The sequence below is a fragment of the Bacteroides sp. GM023 genome, from assembly GCF_014750685.1.
Classification (GTDB): Bacteria; Bacteroidota; Bacteroidia; order Bacteroidales; family Bacteroidaceae; genus Bacteroides.
On the sequence record NZ_JAAXGE010000004.1, the window covers coordinates 128,489 to 148,217 of the forward strand.

Sequence of the window (19,729 nt, forward strand, 5' to 3'; positions counted from 1 at the left end):
AAGAATTATGAGTTGTAGATTATCTTTTATGTTGTTATGTATGGCTATGTTAGCTTCTTGTATCTCCACTAAAATGGATCCACCGCAACCGTATGGAGCATTGCCTACAGATCGTCAACTAGCTTGGCATGAAATGGAAATGTATAATATGATTGAATTCAATCAGAACAATGCACTTGATATTCATTGGGGATGGGGTAATGAGTCTCCGGAACTAGTGAATCCTGTAGATTTTGACGCAGAAAAAATAGTTCTTCTTGCAAAAAAAATAGGTTCGAAAGGATTTCTCATCAATGCAAAGCATCATGGTGGGTTCTGTATGTGGCCAACGAAAACCACTGATTATAATATTTCTAAATCACCTTGGAAAGATGGCAAAGGAGATTGGGTTGGCGAATGGGCGAAGGCTTGTCGTAAGCATGGGCTTAAACTCGGACTTTACTTATCGCCGTGGGATAGAAATGCTGCATGTTTCGGAACGCCCGAATATCTGAAAATGTATAAGGAACAACTAACAGAATTGTGTACCAATTATGGAGAACTGTTTACTCTTTGGTTTGATGGTGCTCCAGGTGCCGGTGGTTCGGGATATTACGGAGGTGCTAATGAATATCGTGGCGGATTCATCGAATATTACGACTGGGATAATATTTATGCGATTGTCAGAGAACTCCAACCCAACGCTGTCATTTTTAATGACCCCGGACCTGATATCCGTTGGGTAGGAAATGAGGATGGATATGCCGGAAGATATAAAAAAACTTGTTGGGCAACATTATTCCCTGAAGGAAACTGGAACATGAGACCACGCCCTAATAGTGACGGTGAGCGGATTAAAATGTTGAATGAGGGACAACGACATGGGAAATATTGGATTCCGGCAGAGTGTGACTTTTCGCTAAAAAGGCGTTTTGCTTATCATACTACAGATAGCTTGACTACTAAAAGCCCTCAAAAATTATTTGATATCTATCTTGCGAGTGTTGGGTTGGGGCAGGGATTTGATATGTGTCTTCCTTTAACTCCAAAAGGAGTAATGGAGTGGAGAGATGTCAAATCTTTGGAAGGTTTCGCTGAATTAATGAATAAAACTTTTAGCAAAAATTTTATTAAAGGAGCACGTTTGGTGCCATCTAATGTGCGTGGGAATATAACTAGGCATTATGGTACTGCAAAGCTTACAGACAATGACCGGTATTCTTATTGGGCGACTGACGATACAGTAACAAATGCATCATTGATGATAGAACTTCCAAAGAAACAAGTTTTTAATCTGATAAAAGTGCGTGAAAACATAAAATTAGGTCAACGAATCGACTCTATGAAAGTCGATGCTTGGGTAGATGGTGGCTGGAAAGAAATAGCAGAGGCTACCAGCATAGGGGCGTGTCGAATTATTCGTCTTGAGAATGATTTGAATACAGACAGAATCCGTTTACGCTTTTTTGCCCCAGTAGCATTGGCTGTGAGTGAAGTAAGTCTGTTTAAAGAACCTGATAATTTAGAAGCACCAAAAATTTATAGAAAGAAGGATGGAATGGTGAGTATAAGAACAGACCGGCCTGTAATTTCTATCCGATATACAACAGACGGAACCGAACCGTCATTTACCTCAAATGAGTATAAAGAGCCATTCCTTTTTGATAAACAGGGAGTTGTAAGAGCAGCAGTTTTTACATCTGATAAAAAAAATGGAGAGATTACTTCAGTGATTTTTGATCAGTGCAAGAAGAATTGGAAAATTATATCACCTGTTAAATCTGGTGTTGATAATATGATTGATGATAATGTAGAGAGTTACTTCCATACATATGATGCTGGTAATAAGAAAGAATTTGTACCCGGTGAGGTTATTGTTGATATGGGAACTACTATTCCTGTGTCCGAGATCATTTACACTCCACGTCAGGATATGTATAGAAATGTGGATGGAGTCATTGAAAATTATGAAATTTATTTGAGTGAAGATGGACTGAAATGGGAAATGGCTTCAAAGGGTGTCTTTCAGAACATTAGGCAGACACTTGTGCCTCAGGAAATTAAGTTAAATAAGGTTTATCGGTCACGTTATCTGAAATTTGTGGTCAATGGTGTGTTGGAGAAGAATTTTATAAGTGTAGCTGAAATTGGAGTGCGAACTGTTGACTAATTTCTTTGTAGTGTAGAAAGGAATATTCGCTTTTGATGAGCATTGTGTAAATACCCCTTTCTGTATGTGAATAAAAAATGATTTTTGGGTGATAATTGATGAATTTTAAATTTAAAATATATATAGTTAACTGATGTCTAATTTTATAAGAAAAAGCTTATGAAGTATTATTTAAGAAAGATTGCTTTTGTAACGTTGGGAGCTTTTATAGTTGCCGGCACTACGAGCCTACCGGCGATAGCTGACTCCGGAGTTAAGGGGGCAGTGTCTGCTCAACAACAGCAAAGCAAAAGACAAGTAACAGGCACTGTCACGGACGCTTTGGATGGCAGTCCCATTATTGGTGCCAATATTGCATTGAAAGGCACTCAAACAGGTGTAATATCAGATTTGGATGGTAATTATTCTATTCCAGTTAATAGTACCAAAGATATCTTAGTCGTTTCTTTTATTGGCTATAAAACTCGGGAGGTTCCTGTAGAGACTTCAGGTATTATCGATATCAAGTTGACTTCCGATAATGAGATGCTGGACGAAGTAGTGATTGTCGGATCGGGAACACAGAAAAAAGTAAGCGTTACGGGGGCTATTTCTACCGTGAAAGGATTGGAACTTAAAGCTCCTAGTTCTTCGTTGACTAGCTCTATGGCCGGTAAATTGGCCGGTGTAATCGTTAATACCAAGAGCGGAGAACCTGGAACAGCTTCTGAATTCTTTATTCGTGGTGTATCGACTTTTGGTGGACGAGCTACTCCCTTGATTTTGCTAGACGATGTGGAAATTGCTACAGGGGATTTGGACAATATTCCAGCCGAAACCATCGAAAGTTTTTCTATCTTAAAAGACGCATCTGCAACTGCCATTTATGGTGCTCGTGGTGCGAATGGTGTGATGCTCATCACTACCAAGAAAGGACAGGAGAATTCAAAAACCCGTATTAACATCACTTTGGAAAATTCATTCAATAAACCAATGAACTTTCCAGAGTTTGTAGATGGAGCCACTTGGATGGAAATGTATAATGAAGCTGAACTTACTCGTAATAAGTCAATTAGGCAAGGAAGATATAGCAGACAGCAAATTGAAGGAACTCGTTATGGGTTAAATCCATATGTTTATCCGGATGTGAATTGGGGTGATTTGATATTCAAGGATTTTGCGACTAATCAACGTGCGAATATCAATATATCTGGTGGTGGTCAGAAAGTAACTTATTATATGAGTTTAAATGTGAACCACGATACTGGTTTGTTGGATTCACCCAAGTATTATTCATGGAACAATAATATCAATAACATGGGGTATAACTTCCAAAATAATATCTCTGTGAAAGTGACATCTACAACTACAATCGATTTGAACATGAATACGCAGATTCGTAATAATCGCGGTCCTAAGAATTCGGTCGATGATTTATTTAAAATGATGTTATCTTCAAACCCTATAAACTTTCCGGCCGTGTTTCCTGCACAGGAAGGCGATCAGCATGTGAAGTATGGTAATTCCATTCTTACAGCCAATTACACAAGAATAAATCCTTATGCATATATGGCCACCACTTTTAAACAAGTGGACTCAAATATGCTACATACTACATTGAAAATTAAGCAGAACTTGGATTTTGTTACAAAAGGTTTGAGTGCAAACGCATTGGTGAACTTTAAAAACTGGTCCAGTTCTGAATATAACAGAACGATTGAACCTTATTATTATCGAGTGAAAGAAAATTCTTACGACCCCAAGAATCCTGTCTCATACGAATTAGAACGTTTAGGCACTTCAGGCAAGCAATATATTGCTGAATCCGGTATAACCAGATCTGGTGATCGTACTATTTTTATGCAGTTCCAGATAAACTATACACGTCAATTTGGCAAACATAATGTAGGCGGTATGTTGATGTATATGCAGCGTGATTTTAAGAAGGATGTGCTTCCTAATCGTAACCAAGGTTTTTCCGGTCGTTTTACATATGATTATGGTCAGCGCTATTTACTCGAATTCAACTTTGGTTACAACGGCACAGAGCGTTTGGCAAAAGGTGACCGGTTCGAGTTTTTTCCGGCTGCTTCTTTAGGCTGGGTAGTGAGCAATGAAGCTTTCTTTGAACCCTTACGTGACAAAATCGATAATTTGAAGTTGCGTGCATCTTATGGATTGGTAGGTAGTGATGAAACAGGCACTGACTTTGGTCATTTTCTTTATTTGGATAAAGTGGAACTAGACAACATCAAATATAGTACCGGTTATGATTGGCAAACTACATTTGGTGGCCCGAAAATTTCAAGCTATTACGTATTGGATGCTGGCTGGGAACGTTCTAAGAAGTTGGATGTCGGTTTAGAAATGACACTTTTCCGTCATTGGAATATTACGGCAGATTATTTCTACGAAAAACGTTCGAACATTCTGATGCAAAGAAAAACATGGCCAAGTCAATTGGGATATAGTGCCACACCTTGGAGTAATGTCGGGAAGGTAGACAACTGGGGTTGGGAGTTCAGTACCAACTATCATCATTCCATTAACAAGGATTTGTCTATGGACTTTCGTGGTAACTTTACGTATGTGGAGAACAAATATGTATATAGAGATGAACCCTATACACCGTACCCATGGAAAAGAGAAACCGGACGTCCTTTGAACTCGACATGGGGTTACATAGCAGAAGGATTATATCAGACCGAAGATGAAATAAAATACGGTCCTAAGGTAGAACTGGGAAGTACCGCTCAAGTGGGAGATATCAAATACCGTGATTTAAACGGTGATGGTGTAATCAATGCAGATGATCAGGGAATGATTTCGGAATATGGTGGAAATCCACGTATACAATACGGATTTGGTTTGAATATAAACTATAAGAAATTTGATCTTGGAGTGTTCTTTAACGGTTCGGCTATGCGCAAGATTATGTTAACAGGTATTCATCCGTTCGGAGAGTCTGATTACAACATTTTCAAATTTGTAGCGAAGGACTATTGGACAGAAGCTAACCCTAACCCTAATGCAGCATATCCGCGTCTTGGATTACAAAAAGCAAACTCAGACAATAACGTTGTACCGAGTACATTCTGGATGCGTAATGGTAATTTTTTGCGTTTCAAGACGTTGGAAATCGGATATCGTTTCTGCAGATACGGTAGAATCTATGTGACCGGGGATAATCTGGCTGTTTTCAGTCCATTCAAAGAATGGGATCCAGAGTTGGAGTGGTATAAATATCCGTTGCAACGTACATTCAATATAGGATTGCAATTAAATTTCTAAACCTCTAAAAATTGTCATATATGAAACTATTAAATACAATTAGAATACTAAGTGGGGCATTGTTCATCTCGCTATGCTGCTTAACAGCCTCCTGTAATTTCCTTGAGATTGTTCCGGTAGAACAAGCTGATTTGGATGACGCAACACAAGATTTCAACAGCACTTTGGGGTTCTTACATTCTTGTTATGCAGGAATACAATCGCCTGTAGCTTTTGAAAATACAGAAGCCTCTGCAGATGAATATGCTGTTCCGCTTGAGTATAGTTTGCAAGGTTATAATTCACTCAAAGTAGCTCATAATCTATTTACAGGTAATAATAATGATGGTGGTAAATGGAGTAACTATTACAGATATATCGGGCAAATTCATCTGTTCCTACAGGAACTGAAAAAGGCACCGGTAAGTGATTTGATAAAAGAGGAGTGGGAAGCAGAGGCTTATTTCCTGATGGCTTATTACCATTTTGAGGTGCTGCGTTGTTATGGACCTTGTCCCATCAGCGACAGACTACTTCCACAGACCGCTAGTGAAAATGAATATCCGGGTCGTATGCACTATGATTATGTGACGGATTGGATTGTTCGACTATTGGATGAAAAGGTACTTGCAGGTGATAAGTTGAGGAATACTCGTTCGAACACAGAAGTGGGTAGAGCTACTCGCCCTATCGCTCTTGCACTGAAAGCAAAAGTATTACTTTATGCAGCTTCTCCTTTATGGAATGGAAAGTTCCCCTACCCAGAGTGGAAAAACGTAAAGTTAGGAAAGGCCATGGAAACTCCGGGATACGGTACAGCGTTGGTGAGTACTACATACGATCGTGAGAAATGGGTACGCGCAGAGGAAGCTGCTCAAGAAGCATTGAATGCAGCTTTGGATGCAGGACACTATTTATTTGGCACAAGAGCTGGCGATGAAAGTTTGCAGGAGCAGAAAGGACTTCCGATGCCCTATATTCCTAATATAGAGGGGACCGATACTGAAGTTAAGGCATTTCAGAATAAAGTATTGACTTTGCGTTATATGATGACAGCCAAAGGCAGTGATGGCAATCTGGAAATTCTGTGGGAGTTACACAAAACTACCAACTTTGTCTTCGGAAGTATACCAAACAACATAATGAAACTTAACAATGGTTCTGAATATGGAGGTTGGAGCTCAACTTCTCCTTATTTATATGCTGTAGAACATTTCTATACCAATAAAGGGACCTTGCCCAAAATCGCTGCATCAAAGAATGAATATCCTGCTGAAAGTAAATGGTTGGACCCGGCGGGTGTTACTGGCCGTTCGGAACTTTTTAATATTTGTGTAGCTCGTGAACCTCGATTTTATGCATGGTTGGGATTCCATCAAGGCGATTATTCTTCTCGTCTAGCCAATGGACAACCGATTCAAATAGATACGAGAGATCCTGATAAACAAGGATATAATCCGGCAAAGTATAACCGTAATCACTTGGTAACCGGCTTTGCTATCCAGAAGTTCCTGGATCCTAACACGCAACTGGACTTATCCGGTGGTGGAGGAATTCCGAATCCTGCCTATCCATTGATTCGTATGGCAGATCTTTATCTGATGTTAGCAGAATGTCAGGCCAATTTGTCTTCGGATGGTAAATCGGATACTTACGCGACTGAAGCTCTTAAGAATCTTAATGCGGTACACCAACGTGCCGGTTTGAAGGCCATTACTAAAGAGGATTTAACAGATATGCCATTGATGGAATGGATTAAGAACGAACGTTATGTAGAGTTCTATGCAGAAGGACAGCGCTACTTTGACGTACGACGTTGGGTAGAAGGAGGTAAATATTTGGCTGCTGGAAAGCGTGAAGGATTGAGAGCTGAAGAAAAAGGATTGGAGTATGACGAATTCAGGCAACGTATTAAGGTGAATCAACCTTATGAATGGAATAATAGGCAGTATATACTTCCAATTTACTATGTTGATGTGAATTCTAATCCGCAATTGGTTCAAGCTCCCGGTTATGGCAATTAATTAATTAAAAAGATATACAGTATGAAAAATATATATATTTTATTTCTTCTCGGAGTAGTGGTGACCACTCTCTCTTGTGAAGATGGTAATAAAAACTATACGGAGGAATTTGACTCTGTCTACTATTATCTGAAAGAGGGGGTTAATGAATTTGACTTCTATAGTGTGAATAGTGCCAAAGTTCAGACCATCACTGTTGGAAGAGGAGGTCATGGGTTGAATGGAACCAGCACTATCAATTTGGTTCCTTTTACTCAGGCTGAAATGGACGAGTATAATGCAACTATAGATGGCGATTATAAACTTTTAGCTCCGGAATACTATGATATGCCTGCTACAGTAGCCTTTGAGGATGGTGTCGAATATAGAAATGTAGATGTGGTATTCAAAGGAAATATGAGTGAACTGGCTAAGATCGGTGAGTATATGCTCCCCATTCGTTTAGAAGCTGATAATGGAACGGTGAATGATAACAAAAATATCATTTATTTCAAGCCGAACATCATCGTACCTAGCATCATTACGGATCCTACGGGGGTTCATGTAATCAGAATGGAAGAGGGTAAGAGAGAGAAACAAAGTTTTGAGCTTGCTTTCTATTTAGACGTGAAAAACGAGTGGGATCTCAAATTGAGAATAGAGAACAACGAAGATGAGTTGGAAAAAGCTGTAAGGCAATATAATGAAACGATGGGAGTTGATTATCTTCTTTTACCTAAGGAAAATCGTTCGTTTGAATCAACAATACTTTTTCCTGCAGGCGAGGCACTTGCTTCCTCTTTTGTGGAGGTGAATAATAATAATCTCATGATGGATGATTACCTGCTTCCAATTATTCCGAAAAAGGTGGTGGGCATGCCGTTTGATGTAAGAGAAGCAATCTGTTACATTCATGTGATGGTTACCGGTGAATTGAAATTAATTTCTTTGGCTGATGATATGTTGAGTTCCAATAGTATACATCCTGGTCAACCACTCAAAAATATGCTTGATAATGATATTAAAACATATTATGAATCTATTTGGACAAGCAATACAGACCCTAAGCATGATTCGAAATATGGTGTGTATATAGATATTGACGTATCTGATGTTACTCCTATGATAGAGAAGCAAATTAAGATTGATTATTCGACTAGAGAGTATGCAAATGCTGTACCTAATCAGATTATTCTTTATGTAGGAACGAGTGTGGATAATTTGAGAAAAGTGGGTGAGTTGAGTGCAACGAAAAATAATTTGCCTAAAAAAGGTGGAGTTTGGACAGATGACCCTGAACAAAATGTAGATATGCCTCAATTCTCGGTAGGACGTCAAGAGATATCTTTAATTCGTGTCTCTTTCTTGTCTAGTGCTAATGGTACGCAAATTAAAAACCTGACACAATCCGGAGCCATGAGTGGAGACCAGAACTCGGTCGCAATATCAGGATTTAGATTGTATGGTAAATAATTGTGAAGGAATAAAAACGAAAATATATGGAAGCTTTAATGAAAAATATATGGAGAATCATTCCCGTGCTACTATTATCTGTAGCAATGGCAAGTTGTAGTGACGATGATGATACAACTTCGTCATTCTTCGAACTTTCTTCAACGGATTTGGAATGTAACAGTAATAATGTTATCGATGTTGTGGTACCTATAGAGGGACAGACATATAAGTTGGCTGTAAAATCTTCTGTGGATGTAATTTGGACAACTAAGCTTGAAGGTGGCAGTTGGATAGTAGCCACACCTGTGACTAAACAAAGTGGGGACGGAGAGATTTTGATTGTTGCATCAAGCAACCCGACTAATATAAAAAACAGAGTGGCTACAGTGACTATTAGAAACAGTGTTAACGACGAGATTTATAGATATGCGTTTACACAGTCGTATGATCCGAATCAAATGGCGCAAAAAGAAGAATTATATGCTTACATTCATTATAATGAGGACAGATATAACAAAGAAGAACTTATTTATACTACTTCTATAAATAAGGTAGAGGGTAATGTCTCTATTTCTTCACTTGGCCAAGAAGAACTGGATAAATATAATGAGGATAATCTCACTCTGTATAAACTTCTCCCTACTGATTGCTATACTTTGCCAAATTCGATAAGTTTTGATGGAGAGGCATCTGCCTTATTGGATATTAAATTCAATAAGAAAACAGGAGATTTGAGTACAAGTGAAGAGTATATGTTGCCTATAATAGTTTCTGTAGGTGATAGAAAGGCTGAATTGATTTGGTTGGTAGTGAACATATACGATCGGAATATCTCAAGGAGCGTGAAACAATTTGACTTTTATAATGCCAATCAGGATATCACTACCTTATTGACAATTAATAAAGAAGAGGGTGAAGTGACTCTTTCTGCATTCACAGAAGAGGAACTGAACGCACATAACTCTTTGTATGGTACAAGCTACATATCTATTCCTGAAGATTATATTGTAATGCCTGCTTTTGTTGATTTTGATGATTCGGATCTGTCGAAAGATGTAAAAATAACATTTAAAAAAGAAGTAGGAGAGTTGGATGAGGATAAAGAATATGTTTGGGGTATTCGTGTTTATGTAGATGGCTTCCCCGCCTCTGAAATCTTTATGAAACCTCGTATTGCAACTCCTGTTGTTACTATGGAGTCGAAAGAGTACAAGCATATTCTTATTTTGGACCAAGGAGAGAAAAAGGCATCTTACGGTTTTAATCTTTCTCTTGATGTAATCAATCAGTGGGAATTTACGGTGGAATTTGAAGAGAACGAAACTGCTTTGAAAGCTGCGGTTGATAAATATAATGCGGATAAAGGTACTTCCTATACATTATTACCCAAAGGCAACTGCGTTTTATCATCTTCCGAATTTACACAGGAAGATAATGAGAAATTAGTGACTGCTACATTGTCAGGGGATGGTTTGACTTTAGATAAGGATTATTTGTATCCGATTATTCCAATTGGATGTGGTAATAGTCCTTTCGAAGTCAAAGAAAAGATAACCTATGTTCACGTGATTATGGAAACAAAAGTGGAGTCGATCAGTGACTTGAGAAATATAAATCTAGAAGCGAATATGCTAAAGGCAAGTGCTACTGACGGAGGCAATAATGTAGGTAATCTACTTGCATATAATAATTATTGGCAATCCATTTGGTCACCTAACGGAGGTAAAAACGATCCTAAAATAGATCCGGTATATGGCGTGTATCTCGATATTGATTTCTCAAATAAACCTCTTTCCCAAGCATTCTCATTCAACTATTTGCCGAGGAATTGGCCTAATGCTGTTCCTAATGAAATTGTTGTTTATGCCGGAACAAGTAATGATGATTTGAAGAAGATTGGAGAATTGAAATATGAGGATAACCAACTGCCGTTTGCAGACAAAACTTGGATTGGTCGTGTCAGCGAAGAAGATTTGTCCAAATTGTCACTTTACAGTTTGAAAGAGAGTGGAGCGACTTTGGTACGATTGTCATTCATATCTAGTCGTGATAAGACTTATAGTAACAATAATGTAAAGGATATATTGGGTTATGATTATACGAAGTGGAATAATAGTGGTGATTACCCGTGCGTTGCCCTTCAACAGTTGAAGATATATGGTAAGTGATAAATTTTATAAGATCAAATCATAAAAGAAACAAATATGAATATTTTAAAATGGATGTGGAAGATTCTTCCTATAATGTTATTAGCAGTTAATGCGACGGCTTGTAACGATGATGACGATAGCGGAAAGAGAGAAAGGCCACTTACTTTTGAAGTGACTTCCTTGAGCTTGGTTTGCAATTATACCCGACCGGTTGTTGTAAATGCTCCTTTTACTGGTAAAGATTATCACTTGACGGTTACAGCTTCACCGGAAGTGACGTGGAAAGTGGAAGTGGTAAGTGGAGATTTGGTGACTGCTAATCCCTCGGGCGAGCAAAGTGGTAGTGGAGAGATTACTCTTACGGTAGCTGCCAATCCAGCTAAAGACCCTGGGAAAAAAAGTGAAGTCGTGATAACTAATAACGCAAATGATGATACTTATAGGTTTGTATTTACACAAGTAGAAAAGGTGTTACTTATTCCGGAACATACTATGATCGGACAAAGCGGACCTGAACTTTTTGAAAACGAAAACAGCAAATTTAATAAGCACTACATGAAAGAAAGCGACAATGTGGCTCTTTTTTGGGAAAAATCATTTGGTACCAATCCACAAAATGCAGAGCGGAAGTTCAATCCGGATGATTTGCTGAAAATGGCGGAGGAAGTATATGACTTCATGAAATATGATTTGTACTTTGGAAATAAGGAAGAATCCGTGACGAATAAATACAAGCTCATTGTGTATGTGATAAATGATAGTGAGGGTGGTGCTACAGGAGGAGGAAATTATCCGGTAGGTGAGTTGGCTATTCGTCCACATCATTCGGGAAATCCTAATATGGTATATCATGAGGTGTCTCACAGTTTCCAATATTTGGCTTTGTGGGATTCAGGTATTAAAGATGCTTGGTTCCCTGGCCCGATATTTGAAATGACCTCGCAATGGACATTGCTTAGACGTTCTCCGGAATGGATTGATCAGGAATTTAATCATTTTACGAATTATATCAGTGGCACGCATCGATCATTGGGGCATAATGACAATGCATACAATAACCCGTATATGTTTGAGTATTGGGCGAATAAGCATGGAGTGGAAATCATGAGCAGAATATTTCAGGAGACTACTTTGGACGATAAGACAGAATCGGGCCAACTCAACTTTATTAAAACCTATAAACGTTTGACTCACATTAATCAAGAACAACTCAATGAAGAAATGTATGATGCTGCATCCCGTTTCATTACCTGGGATTTGCCGCGTATTGAAATGGCATATGCTGCCAGAGGAGCTAATGTGCATACTTGTCAGCTTGTTCAATTGGGAGTGACTTATCGGATCTCACCCGAACGTTGCCCGAGCAACTATGGATATAACGGTATTAAATTAACAGTACCGGAGGCTGGAACTACAGTAAAAGTTAATTTTAGAGGTATAATAAACAGTTCAGAGTATAATATTCACAAACCGAATAATGCTCAATGGAGATATGGATTTCTGGCTGTGCTGAAAGATGGTTCACGTGTATATGGCGAGCCAAGTAAAGAAGATATAGGATCTGCAAGTCTTCAGGTTCCCGAGAATACGGAACATCTTTGGCTGGTAGTGGCTGCTACTCCCAAAGAAATCTATGATACGGGGGCTGACAATCAGTGGCCTTATCAGTTTACATTGAATAACACAGAACCAGATGGTGACAAATGTAGAGTAATTAAGAAGTAAGGTCTCAATAAACGAATGATTATTTTTGAGAAAGTTACCTTAAGTAGCTCTTTAAAGATAATCATTCGTTTTTGTTAATGGATATTGCTATTCGAAACCGTAATTTAAGTCTTGGTAAATATGAAACATCGTTTATGGGCATTTGTTGTTGCTTTTTTGTGTTATAGTTCGATAGTCTTTGCTGAAAGACAGGATATCCTGCTAAATAATCAGTGGAAATTCCGTTTTTCTCATCAAGTACAAAAAGGTACGGAAGTTCGAGTGGATCTACCTCATACTTGGAATGCGCAGGATGCCTTATCTGGTAAAATAGATTATAAGCGAGGAATTGGCAATTATGAGAAGAAGCTATTTGTCCAGTCACAATGGAAAGGGAAACGTCTCTTTTTACGTTTTGAAGGAGTGAATAGTATAGCTAATGTGTTTATTAACCGTAAACATATTGGTGAACATAGAGGAGGATATGGAGCTTTTGTGTTTGAAATCACAGATAGAGTAGAGTATGGAAGGGACAATTCTATTTTAGTACGAGTGAATAATGGTGAACAGTTGGATATAATGCCTTTGGTCGGAGACTTCAATTTTTATGGAGGAATTTATCGGGATGTACATTTATTAGTTACCGATGAGATTTGTATTTCTCCTTTGGATTATGCTTCTCCGGGCGTTCGACTGATTCAAGATAGCGTAAGTCATGAATATGCTTGTGTACGTGCTCTTATTGATTTGTCTAACGGAAGTGACAAATTACGGGAACTGGAACTTAACATTATTCTCTCGAATGCAGGTAAAGTAGTGAAAGAAAAAAACGAAAAGGTTACACTTTATCCTGATTCTGTTTCACAAAAAGAAATGAGGATAGAGTTGAATAATCCACATTTATGGAATGGACGACAAGATCCGTTTCTGTATCAGGTAGAAGTCTCTCTTTTGCATAACGGAGAGATACTAGATCAGGTAATACAGCCTTTGGGGCTTCGTTTTTATCGAATAGATCCGGATGAGGGTTTTTTCTTGAATGGAAAACATTTGCCACTTCGAGGAGTATGCCGTCATCAAGATAGGAGCGAGATAGGTAATGCTTTGCATCCCGAGCATCACGAAGAGGATGCGGCATTGATGCTGGAAATGGGAGTGAATGCCGTGCGACTGGCTCATTATCCTCAAGCTACTTATTTTTATGACCTCATGGATAAGCTTGGTATAGTGGTATGGGCTGAAATTCCTTTTATCGGTCCTGGCGGGTATGAAGATAAGGGTTTCGTTGATTCACCGTCTTTCCGTGCCAATGGAAAAGAACAGCTTAAAGAATTAATTCGTCAGCATTATAATCATCCTTCTATTTGTGTTTGGGGATTGTTTAATGAGTTGACAGAATATGGAGATAATCCGGTGGAGTACATTAATGAGTTGAATGTACTGGCACATCAGGAAGATACTACTCGCCCCACCACTTCTGCCAGTAACCAATCAGGAAAAATAAACTTTGTGACCGATCTTATTGCCTGGAACCGCTATGACGGATGGTATGGTGGTACCCCACAAGATTTAGGAAAATGGCTGGACTGGATGCATAAAGAATATCCTGAAATTCGTATTGCTATTAGTGAATATGGTGCCGGCGCAAGTATATATCATCAACAAGATTCGCTAGTGAAAACAAATCCCACAAGTTGGTGGCATCCGGAAAATTGGCAAACTTATTATCATATAGAAAACTGGAAAGCGATAACCGAACGTCCTTTTGTTTGGGGAAGTTTTGTGTGGAATATGTTTGACTTTGGTGCTGCGCACCGCACCGAGGGTGATCGTCCTGGAGTTAATGACAAAGGGTTGGTTACATTTGATCGGAAAGTGCGAAAAGATGCTTTTTATTTTTATAAAGCGAATTGGAATAAAGAGGATCCTATGATTTATTTAATAGGTAAACGTAACATAATACGTGTGCAGCGACAACAAACGATTATAGCCTTTTCCAATCAACCTGAAGCAGAATTATTTGTCAACGGAAAGAGTTGTGGTAAAGTGGAAACAGACCGGTATTCTATCTTGGAGTGGAAACATGTGATATTGACCCCTGGAAAGAATAAAATAGAAGTGAAAACTACAAATAAGAAACAGACACTGACAGATATGTATTATTGCATTTTATGAAAAGTATATATTATACTGGGTTGAATACATCTAATGGGCAGGAAAAGGTAATACTTAATATCAATATAATAAAAACAAATCTATGATTATAAATACGAAGCAGATCTTAATAGCCACTATTGGTTTGTTATTATCAAGTTCTTTATTTGCTAAAGATTATTTGATTTCGACGTCCAAAACGTCATTGTTGATTACAGCAAATGCAGGTGAACCATCAAATATGCAATATTATGGAGTCAGTATTGCTCCCGGGCAGATACAAAGTATCTATGATGCCGGACTGGTATTGAATGCGAACAGCTATCCCGCTTTCGGTCTCCAGACGGTAGGGGAGAAAGCGATTGCTATTACTCAACCGGATGGCAATATGTCACTTGACTTGGCGGTAGATGCGGTTACTCAATACACTTCCAAGGATGGAGAGATAACCGAAGTTCTTCTGAAAGATAAAATTTATCCTGTTTGGGTGAAGCAATATTATAAGGCTTATAAAGGCACGGATGTAATAACCACTTGGGTGGAAATAATTAATAACGGTAAGAAACCGGTAACCCTTTATCAGTTTGCTTCCGCTTATCTTCCGATGTTTCGGGGAGATAACTGGCTGACGCATTTTCATGGCTCGTGGGGTGCGGAACATACGATGGATGAAGAGAAACTGACGAACGGGCAAAAAGTGATTGCCAACAAAGATGGACTTGCGAATACGGAAACTGATAATCCGTCTTTTATGTTATCATTGGATGGCAGACCGCAGGAAGAATCAGGAAAAGTGTTTGGGGGCGTTCTGGTCTGGAGTGGTAATTATAAGTTGAAACTGGATGTTCGCAACACGGCACTGAATATAATAGCCGGTATGAATGAAGAAAGTTCACAATACATACTGGAACCGAAAGAGACATTCGTAACTCCTGAATTTGCTATGACATATAGTACTAATGGCAAAGGTGGGGTGAGTCGTGCCTTCCATCATTGGGCACGTCAGTACAAGATGAATCAGGGCGATAAGCCGCATGATATTCTGTTGAATAGCTGGGAAGGTGTTTACTTTAAAGTAAACCAAAAAGGCATGGATGAAATGATGGAGGCTTTTTCTGCTATGGGTGGCGAATTGTTCGTCATGGATGACGGCTGGTTTGGGAATAAATATCCTCGTAATGCAGGAAATAGTAGTCTGGGAGACTGGGAAGTTTGCAAAGAAAAGCTACCGGAAGGAATTGAAGGGTTATTGGCATCGGCCAAGAAACATCAGATTAAGTTCGGTATCTGGATCGAACCTGAAATGGCGAATACCAAAAGCGAATTGTTCGAGAAACATCCGGACTGGATTATGAAGATTGATAATCGTCCGTTATCTACCGGCCGTGGAAAAACACAGGTGGTTTTGGATTTGACAAACCCCAAAGTGCAGGACTTTGTCTTCGGAGTAGTTGATAACTTGATGACTAAGCATCCTGAAATTGCTTATATGAAATGGGATGATAACAGTAGTCTGATGGATTACGGATCTTTTTATTTGCCTAAGAATAAGCAGTCTCATCTTTATATTGAATATCACAGAGGTCTGATGAAAGCGCTTGATCGTATTCGTGCCAAGTATCCGAAGCTGGTGATACAGCTTTGCGCCGGCGGTGGTGCTCGTGTGAACTATGGCTTACTTCCCTATTTCGACGAGTTTTGGACCAGTGACGATACAGATGCTCTACAAAGAATTTATATGCAATGGGGTGTTTCCAACTTTTACCCGGCTATCGCTATGGCATCGCATGTAAGTGCTGATAAGAATCATCAGACCGGACGCCGTATTCCATTGAAATTCCGTTTTGATGTTGCAATGTCTGGTCGTTTGGGGATGGAAATCCAACCGAAAGACATGAGCGATGTGGATAAGACTTTTGCTCAACGGGCTATTGCTGCTTATAAAGAGATCCGTCCGACGGTGCAGTTCGGCGATTTATACCGATTGGTTTCTCCGTATGATGACAAAGGAGTGTCTTCTTTGATGTATGTCACCTCGGAAAAGGATAAGGCGGTGTTCTATGCTTATAAGATTTCTCACTTTATCAATATGGTTATTCCGGTGGTACGGATGAATGGATTGGATCCTTCTAAGAATTATCGTCTAGTGGACTTGACGCCAGTGGATAAAGAGAAACCTTGTGTGCTAAACGGAAAAGTGATTAGTGGAAAACTTCTGATGGAGGAGGGCATTGCACTAAAAGAGTTATTGAAAAGCGAATATTCAAGTCTTGCTTTAGAGCTTCAGGCGATAGATTAAACTTAAGTTAACTGATATAAAATGGTACAATGAGAAGACAATTGGTGGGTTTATTTTTATGGATGGCATCGTTAGTGTGCTCCGCTCAAAACATGAGTTTTAACATACAGTCAGGGCAAACTGTGAAAGTGGCTTGCGAAGTATCGGAAGGACAGGTGGTGAAAACGGCATTGGAACTTTTGAGACGTGACTGCCGGGCGGTACTCTCTGCCTCTTTAAAAATGACTCCCCGGCGCGGTGACATCATTGTTGGCACACTGGGGCAAAGTAAACTACTTGATAAATCGGGAATAGATTTATCTGTTCTAAAAGGAAAGAAACAGGCTTTTCTGTTGGCTGTTACTAAAAAGAGAGAATTGCTTGTTGCCGGTAGTGATATGCACGGGACGGCCTATGGTGTCATGGAATTATCACGTTTGATTGGTGTTTCTCCATGGGAATGGTGGGCGGATGCTGTGCCTGATAAGAAAGAATCTTTTGAATTGACTTGCGGGTTTATGATAACGCAGGCACCTGACGTTGAGTATCGTGGTATCTTTATCAATGATGAAGACTGGGGATTGATGCCATGGAGCAGTAAAACGTACGAACCATCTGATATCAAGGGGCATATTGGTCCTCGAACTCATGAACGTATATTCGAACTTCTCCTACGTTTACGTGCCAACTCCTACTGGCCTGCTATGCATGAATGCACTTTACCTTTCTTTCTGACGGAAGGTAATAGGGAGGTGGCGGCAAAATATGGCATTTTTATTGGTTCTTCTCATTGTGAACCTATGGTTTGTAATGCGGCTGGTGAGTGGGAGAAAAGAGGTAAAGGCAATTATAATTATGTCACTAATAGTACCGAGGTGTACAAATTTTGGGAGAACCGTATAAAAGAAGTTGCTCGTCAAAACAATATTTATACTTTAGGGATGCGTGGTGTACACGATGGAAGTATGCAGGGAGCGAAAACAATAGCGGAACAGAAAGCAGTATTGAAACGTGTCATTGAAGAACAGCGCGGATTATTAGAAAAGTATGTAAGTAAAGATATAATGCAAATTCCACAGGTTTTTATCCCCTATAAGGAGGTACTTGATATTTATCGTGATGGTTTGCAGGTGCCGGATGATGTAACTTTAATGTGGTGTGATGATAATTATGGTTATATACGGCATTTTCCTACAGATGAAGAGCGTGCTCGTAGGGGAGGAAATGGTATTTATTATCATGTATCTTATTGGGGGCGTCCGCATGACTATCTTTGGCTGAGTAGCACTAGTCCCGCTTTGGTTTATCATCAAATGAAGATGGCTTATGATAAAGGCATTCGGAAAATGTGGATTTTGAATGTGGGTGATATTAAACCTGCCGAATATTTGATTGAGCTTTTCATGGATATGGCCTGGAATATAGATGCGGTGGCGGAGGAAGGTGTGGACGTTCATCAATATAAGTTCTTGGAACGTGAATTCGGAAGTGAATTAGCAGACTCGTTATTACCTGTTATGGAAGAGCATAATCGTTTGGCTTATATACGTAGACCCGAATTCTTGGGAAATACCCGTGAAGAGGATAAGCCTCATTATAGGATTGTGAAAGACTTGCCGTGGAGTGAATCTTACATTCGTGCGCGACTGAAGAGATACAATGCATTATCTGAAACGGTAGAAATGGTTGGAAAACGGGTGGCTACACACAAACGGGATGCTTATTATCAGTTGATTAAGTATCCGGTTCAGGCTTCTGTCCAAATGAATAATAAATTGTTAAAGGCACAGTTGGCACGTCACGGCAAGGCAGAGTGGAAAGAGAGTGATATGGCTTATGACAGTATCGTTACTTTAACACGTATTTATAATAATGAAAGATGGAACCGGATGATGGATTTCCAACCACGTAAATTGCCGGTTTTCGAACGTGTAAAACATGAAACAGTTTCTGAACCGATGATAACAGAATGTTCGGTGATTCATAAATGGAATGGTGCGGAATATACTCAAGGTAATCCTTTAATTCATAAAGGACTAGGGTATGAAGGAAAAGCTGCTGGCGTTGAAAAAGATCAAACTTTGTCGTTTAGCTTTAGAGATTGTGAGATGGATTCAATCCATGTAGAGATTAGATTATTGCCCGTTCATCCGGTCAATGGGGAACAACTGCGGATTGCGGTTTCGCTGGATAATGGTCGGCCTGTCGTACTTACTTATGAGACAGTAGGGCGTAGTGAGGAGTGGAAAGAAAATGTATTGCGTAATCAGGCCATCAGGAAGCTGACATTCCCTGTTTATAGAAAAAAAGAACATCAATTGACGATAAAAGCTCTAGATGAAGGAGTTGTTTTGGATCAGATATTATTATCTAAGTGATGAAAGATATTCAGATAAATCATAAATATTTTAATTTGTATGAGTAGAAAGAAAAATCTTATCTATTTGTAATGGGGAGTTCTGATGTGGGTTCTTCATATACAAATGATGCTTTTACGATATTATTGTTTTTTTGTACGGGATTTGTCATTGTGGTTTGTTCTCCGTCCTATCTTTGTAAACAGATAAATTAAGGACATTAAATCATA

General features: G+C 39.1%; 9 protein-coding genes. All 9 read left to right on the forward strand.

Annotation, left to right across the window (positions count from 1 at the left end; genetic code table 11):
• Window positions 1-7: 7 nt before the first annotated feature.
• Window positions 8-2,149 (forward strand): alpha-L-fucosidase, encoded by a 2,142-nt coding sequence (locus tag HC965_RS10640; RefSeq protein WP_191031481.1) that lies wholly within the window; start codon window positions 8-10, stop codon window positions 2,147-2,149.
• A 159-nt stretch (window positions 2,150-2,308) separates the two neighbouring features.
• On the forward strand, window positions 2,309-5,419 hold the full coding sequence (locus HC965_RS10645) for a TonB-dependent receptor (RefSeq protein ID WP_191031482.1): 3,111 nt from the start codon (window positions 2,309-2,311) through the stop codon (window positions 5,417-5,419).
• Window positions 5,420-5,439: 20 nt separating this feature from the next.
• Window positions 5,440-7,422 carry a RagB/SusD family nutrient uptake outer membrane protein gene (locus HC965_RS10650; protein WP_004323099.1) on the forward strand — a complete coding sequence of 661 codons (1,983 nt, stop codon included), beginning with the start codon at window positions 5,440-5,442 and terminating at the stop codon, window positions 7,420-7,422.
• A gap of 21 nt (window positions 7,423-7,443) precedes the next feature.
• Window positions 7,444-8,874 carry a DUF1735 domain-containing protein gene (locus HC965_RS10655; protein ID WP_191031483.1) on the forward strand — a complete coding sequence of 477 codons (1,431 nt, stop codon included), beginning with the start codon at window positions 7,444-7,446 and terminating at the stop codon, window positions 8,872-8,874.
• Between the two features lie 26 nt (window positions 8,875-8,900).
• Window positions 8,901-11,024 (forward strand): DUF1735 domain-containing protein, encoded by a 2,124-nt coding sequence (locus HC965_RS10660; protein ID WP_191031484.1) that lies wholly within the window; start codon window positions 8,901-8,903, stop codon window positions 11,022-11,024.
• 36 nt (window positions 11,025-11,060) lie between these two features.
• Entirely contained in the window at window positions 11,061-12,731 is a 1,671-nt protein-coding gene (locus HC965_RS10665) for a DUF6055 domain-containing protein (RefSeq protein WP_191031485.1), read from the forward strand.
• Window positions 12,732-12,851: 120 nt separating this feature from the next.
• Window positions 12,852-14,885, forward strand: coding sequence for a glycoside hydrolase family 2 TIM barrel-domain containing protein (locus tag HC965_RS10670; RefSeq protein WP_191031486.1), 2,034 nt, complete (start codon window positions 12,852-12,854; stop codon window positions 14,883-14,885).
• An 82-nt stretch (window positions 14,886-14,967) separates the two neighbouring features.
• A complete protein-coding gene (locus HC965_RS10675; RefSeq protein ID WP_191031487.1) occupies window positions 14,968-17,163 on the forward strand; it encodes an alpha-galactosidase in 2,196 nt (731 codons plus the stop codon).
• 29 nt (window positions 17,164-17,192) lie between these two features.
• Entirely contained in the window at window positions 17,193-19,520 is a 2,328-nt protein-coding gene (locus HC965_RS10680) for a glycosyl hydrolase 115 family protein (RefSeq protein ID WP_191031488.1), read from the forward strand.
• The last annotated feature ends 209 nt before the right edge of the window (window positions 19,521-19,729 follow it).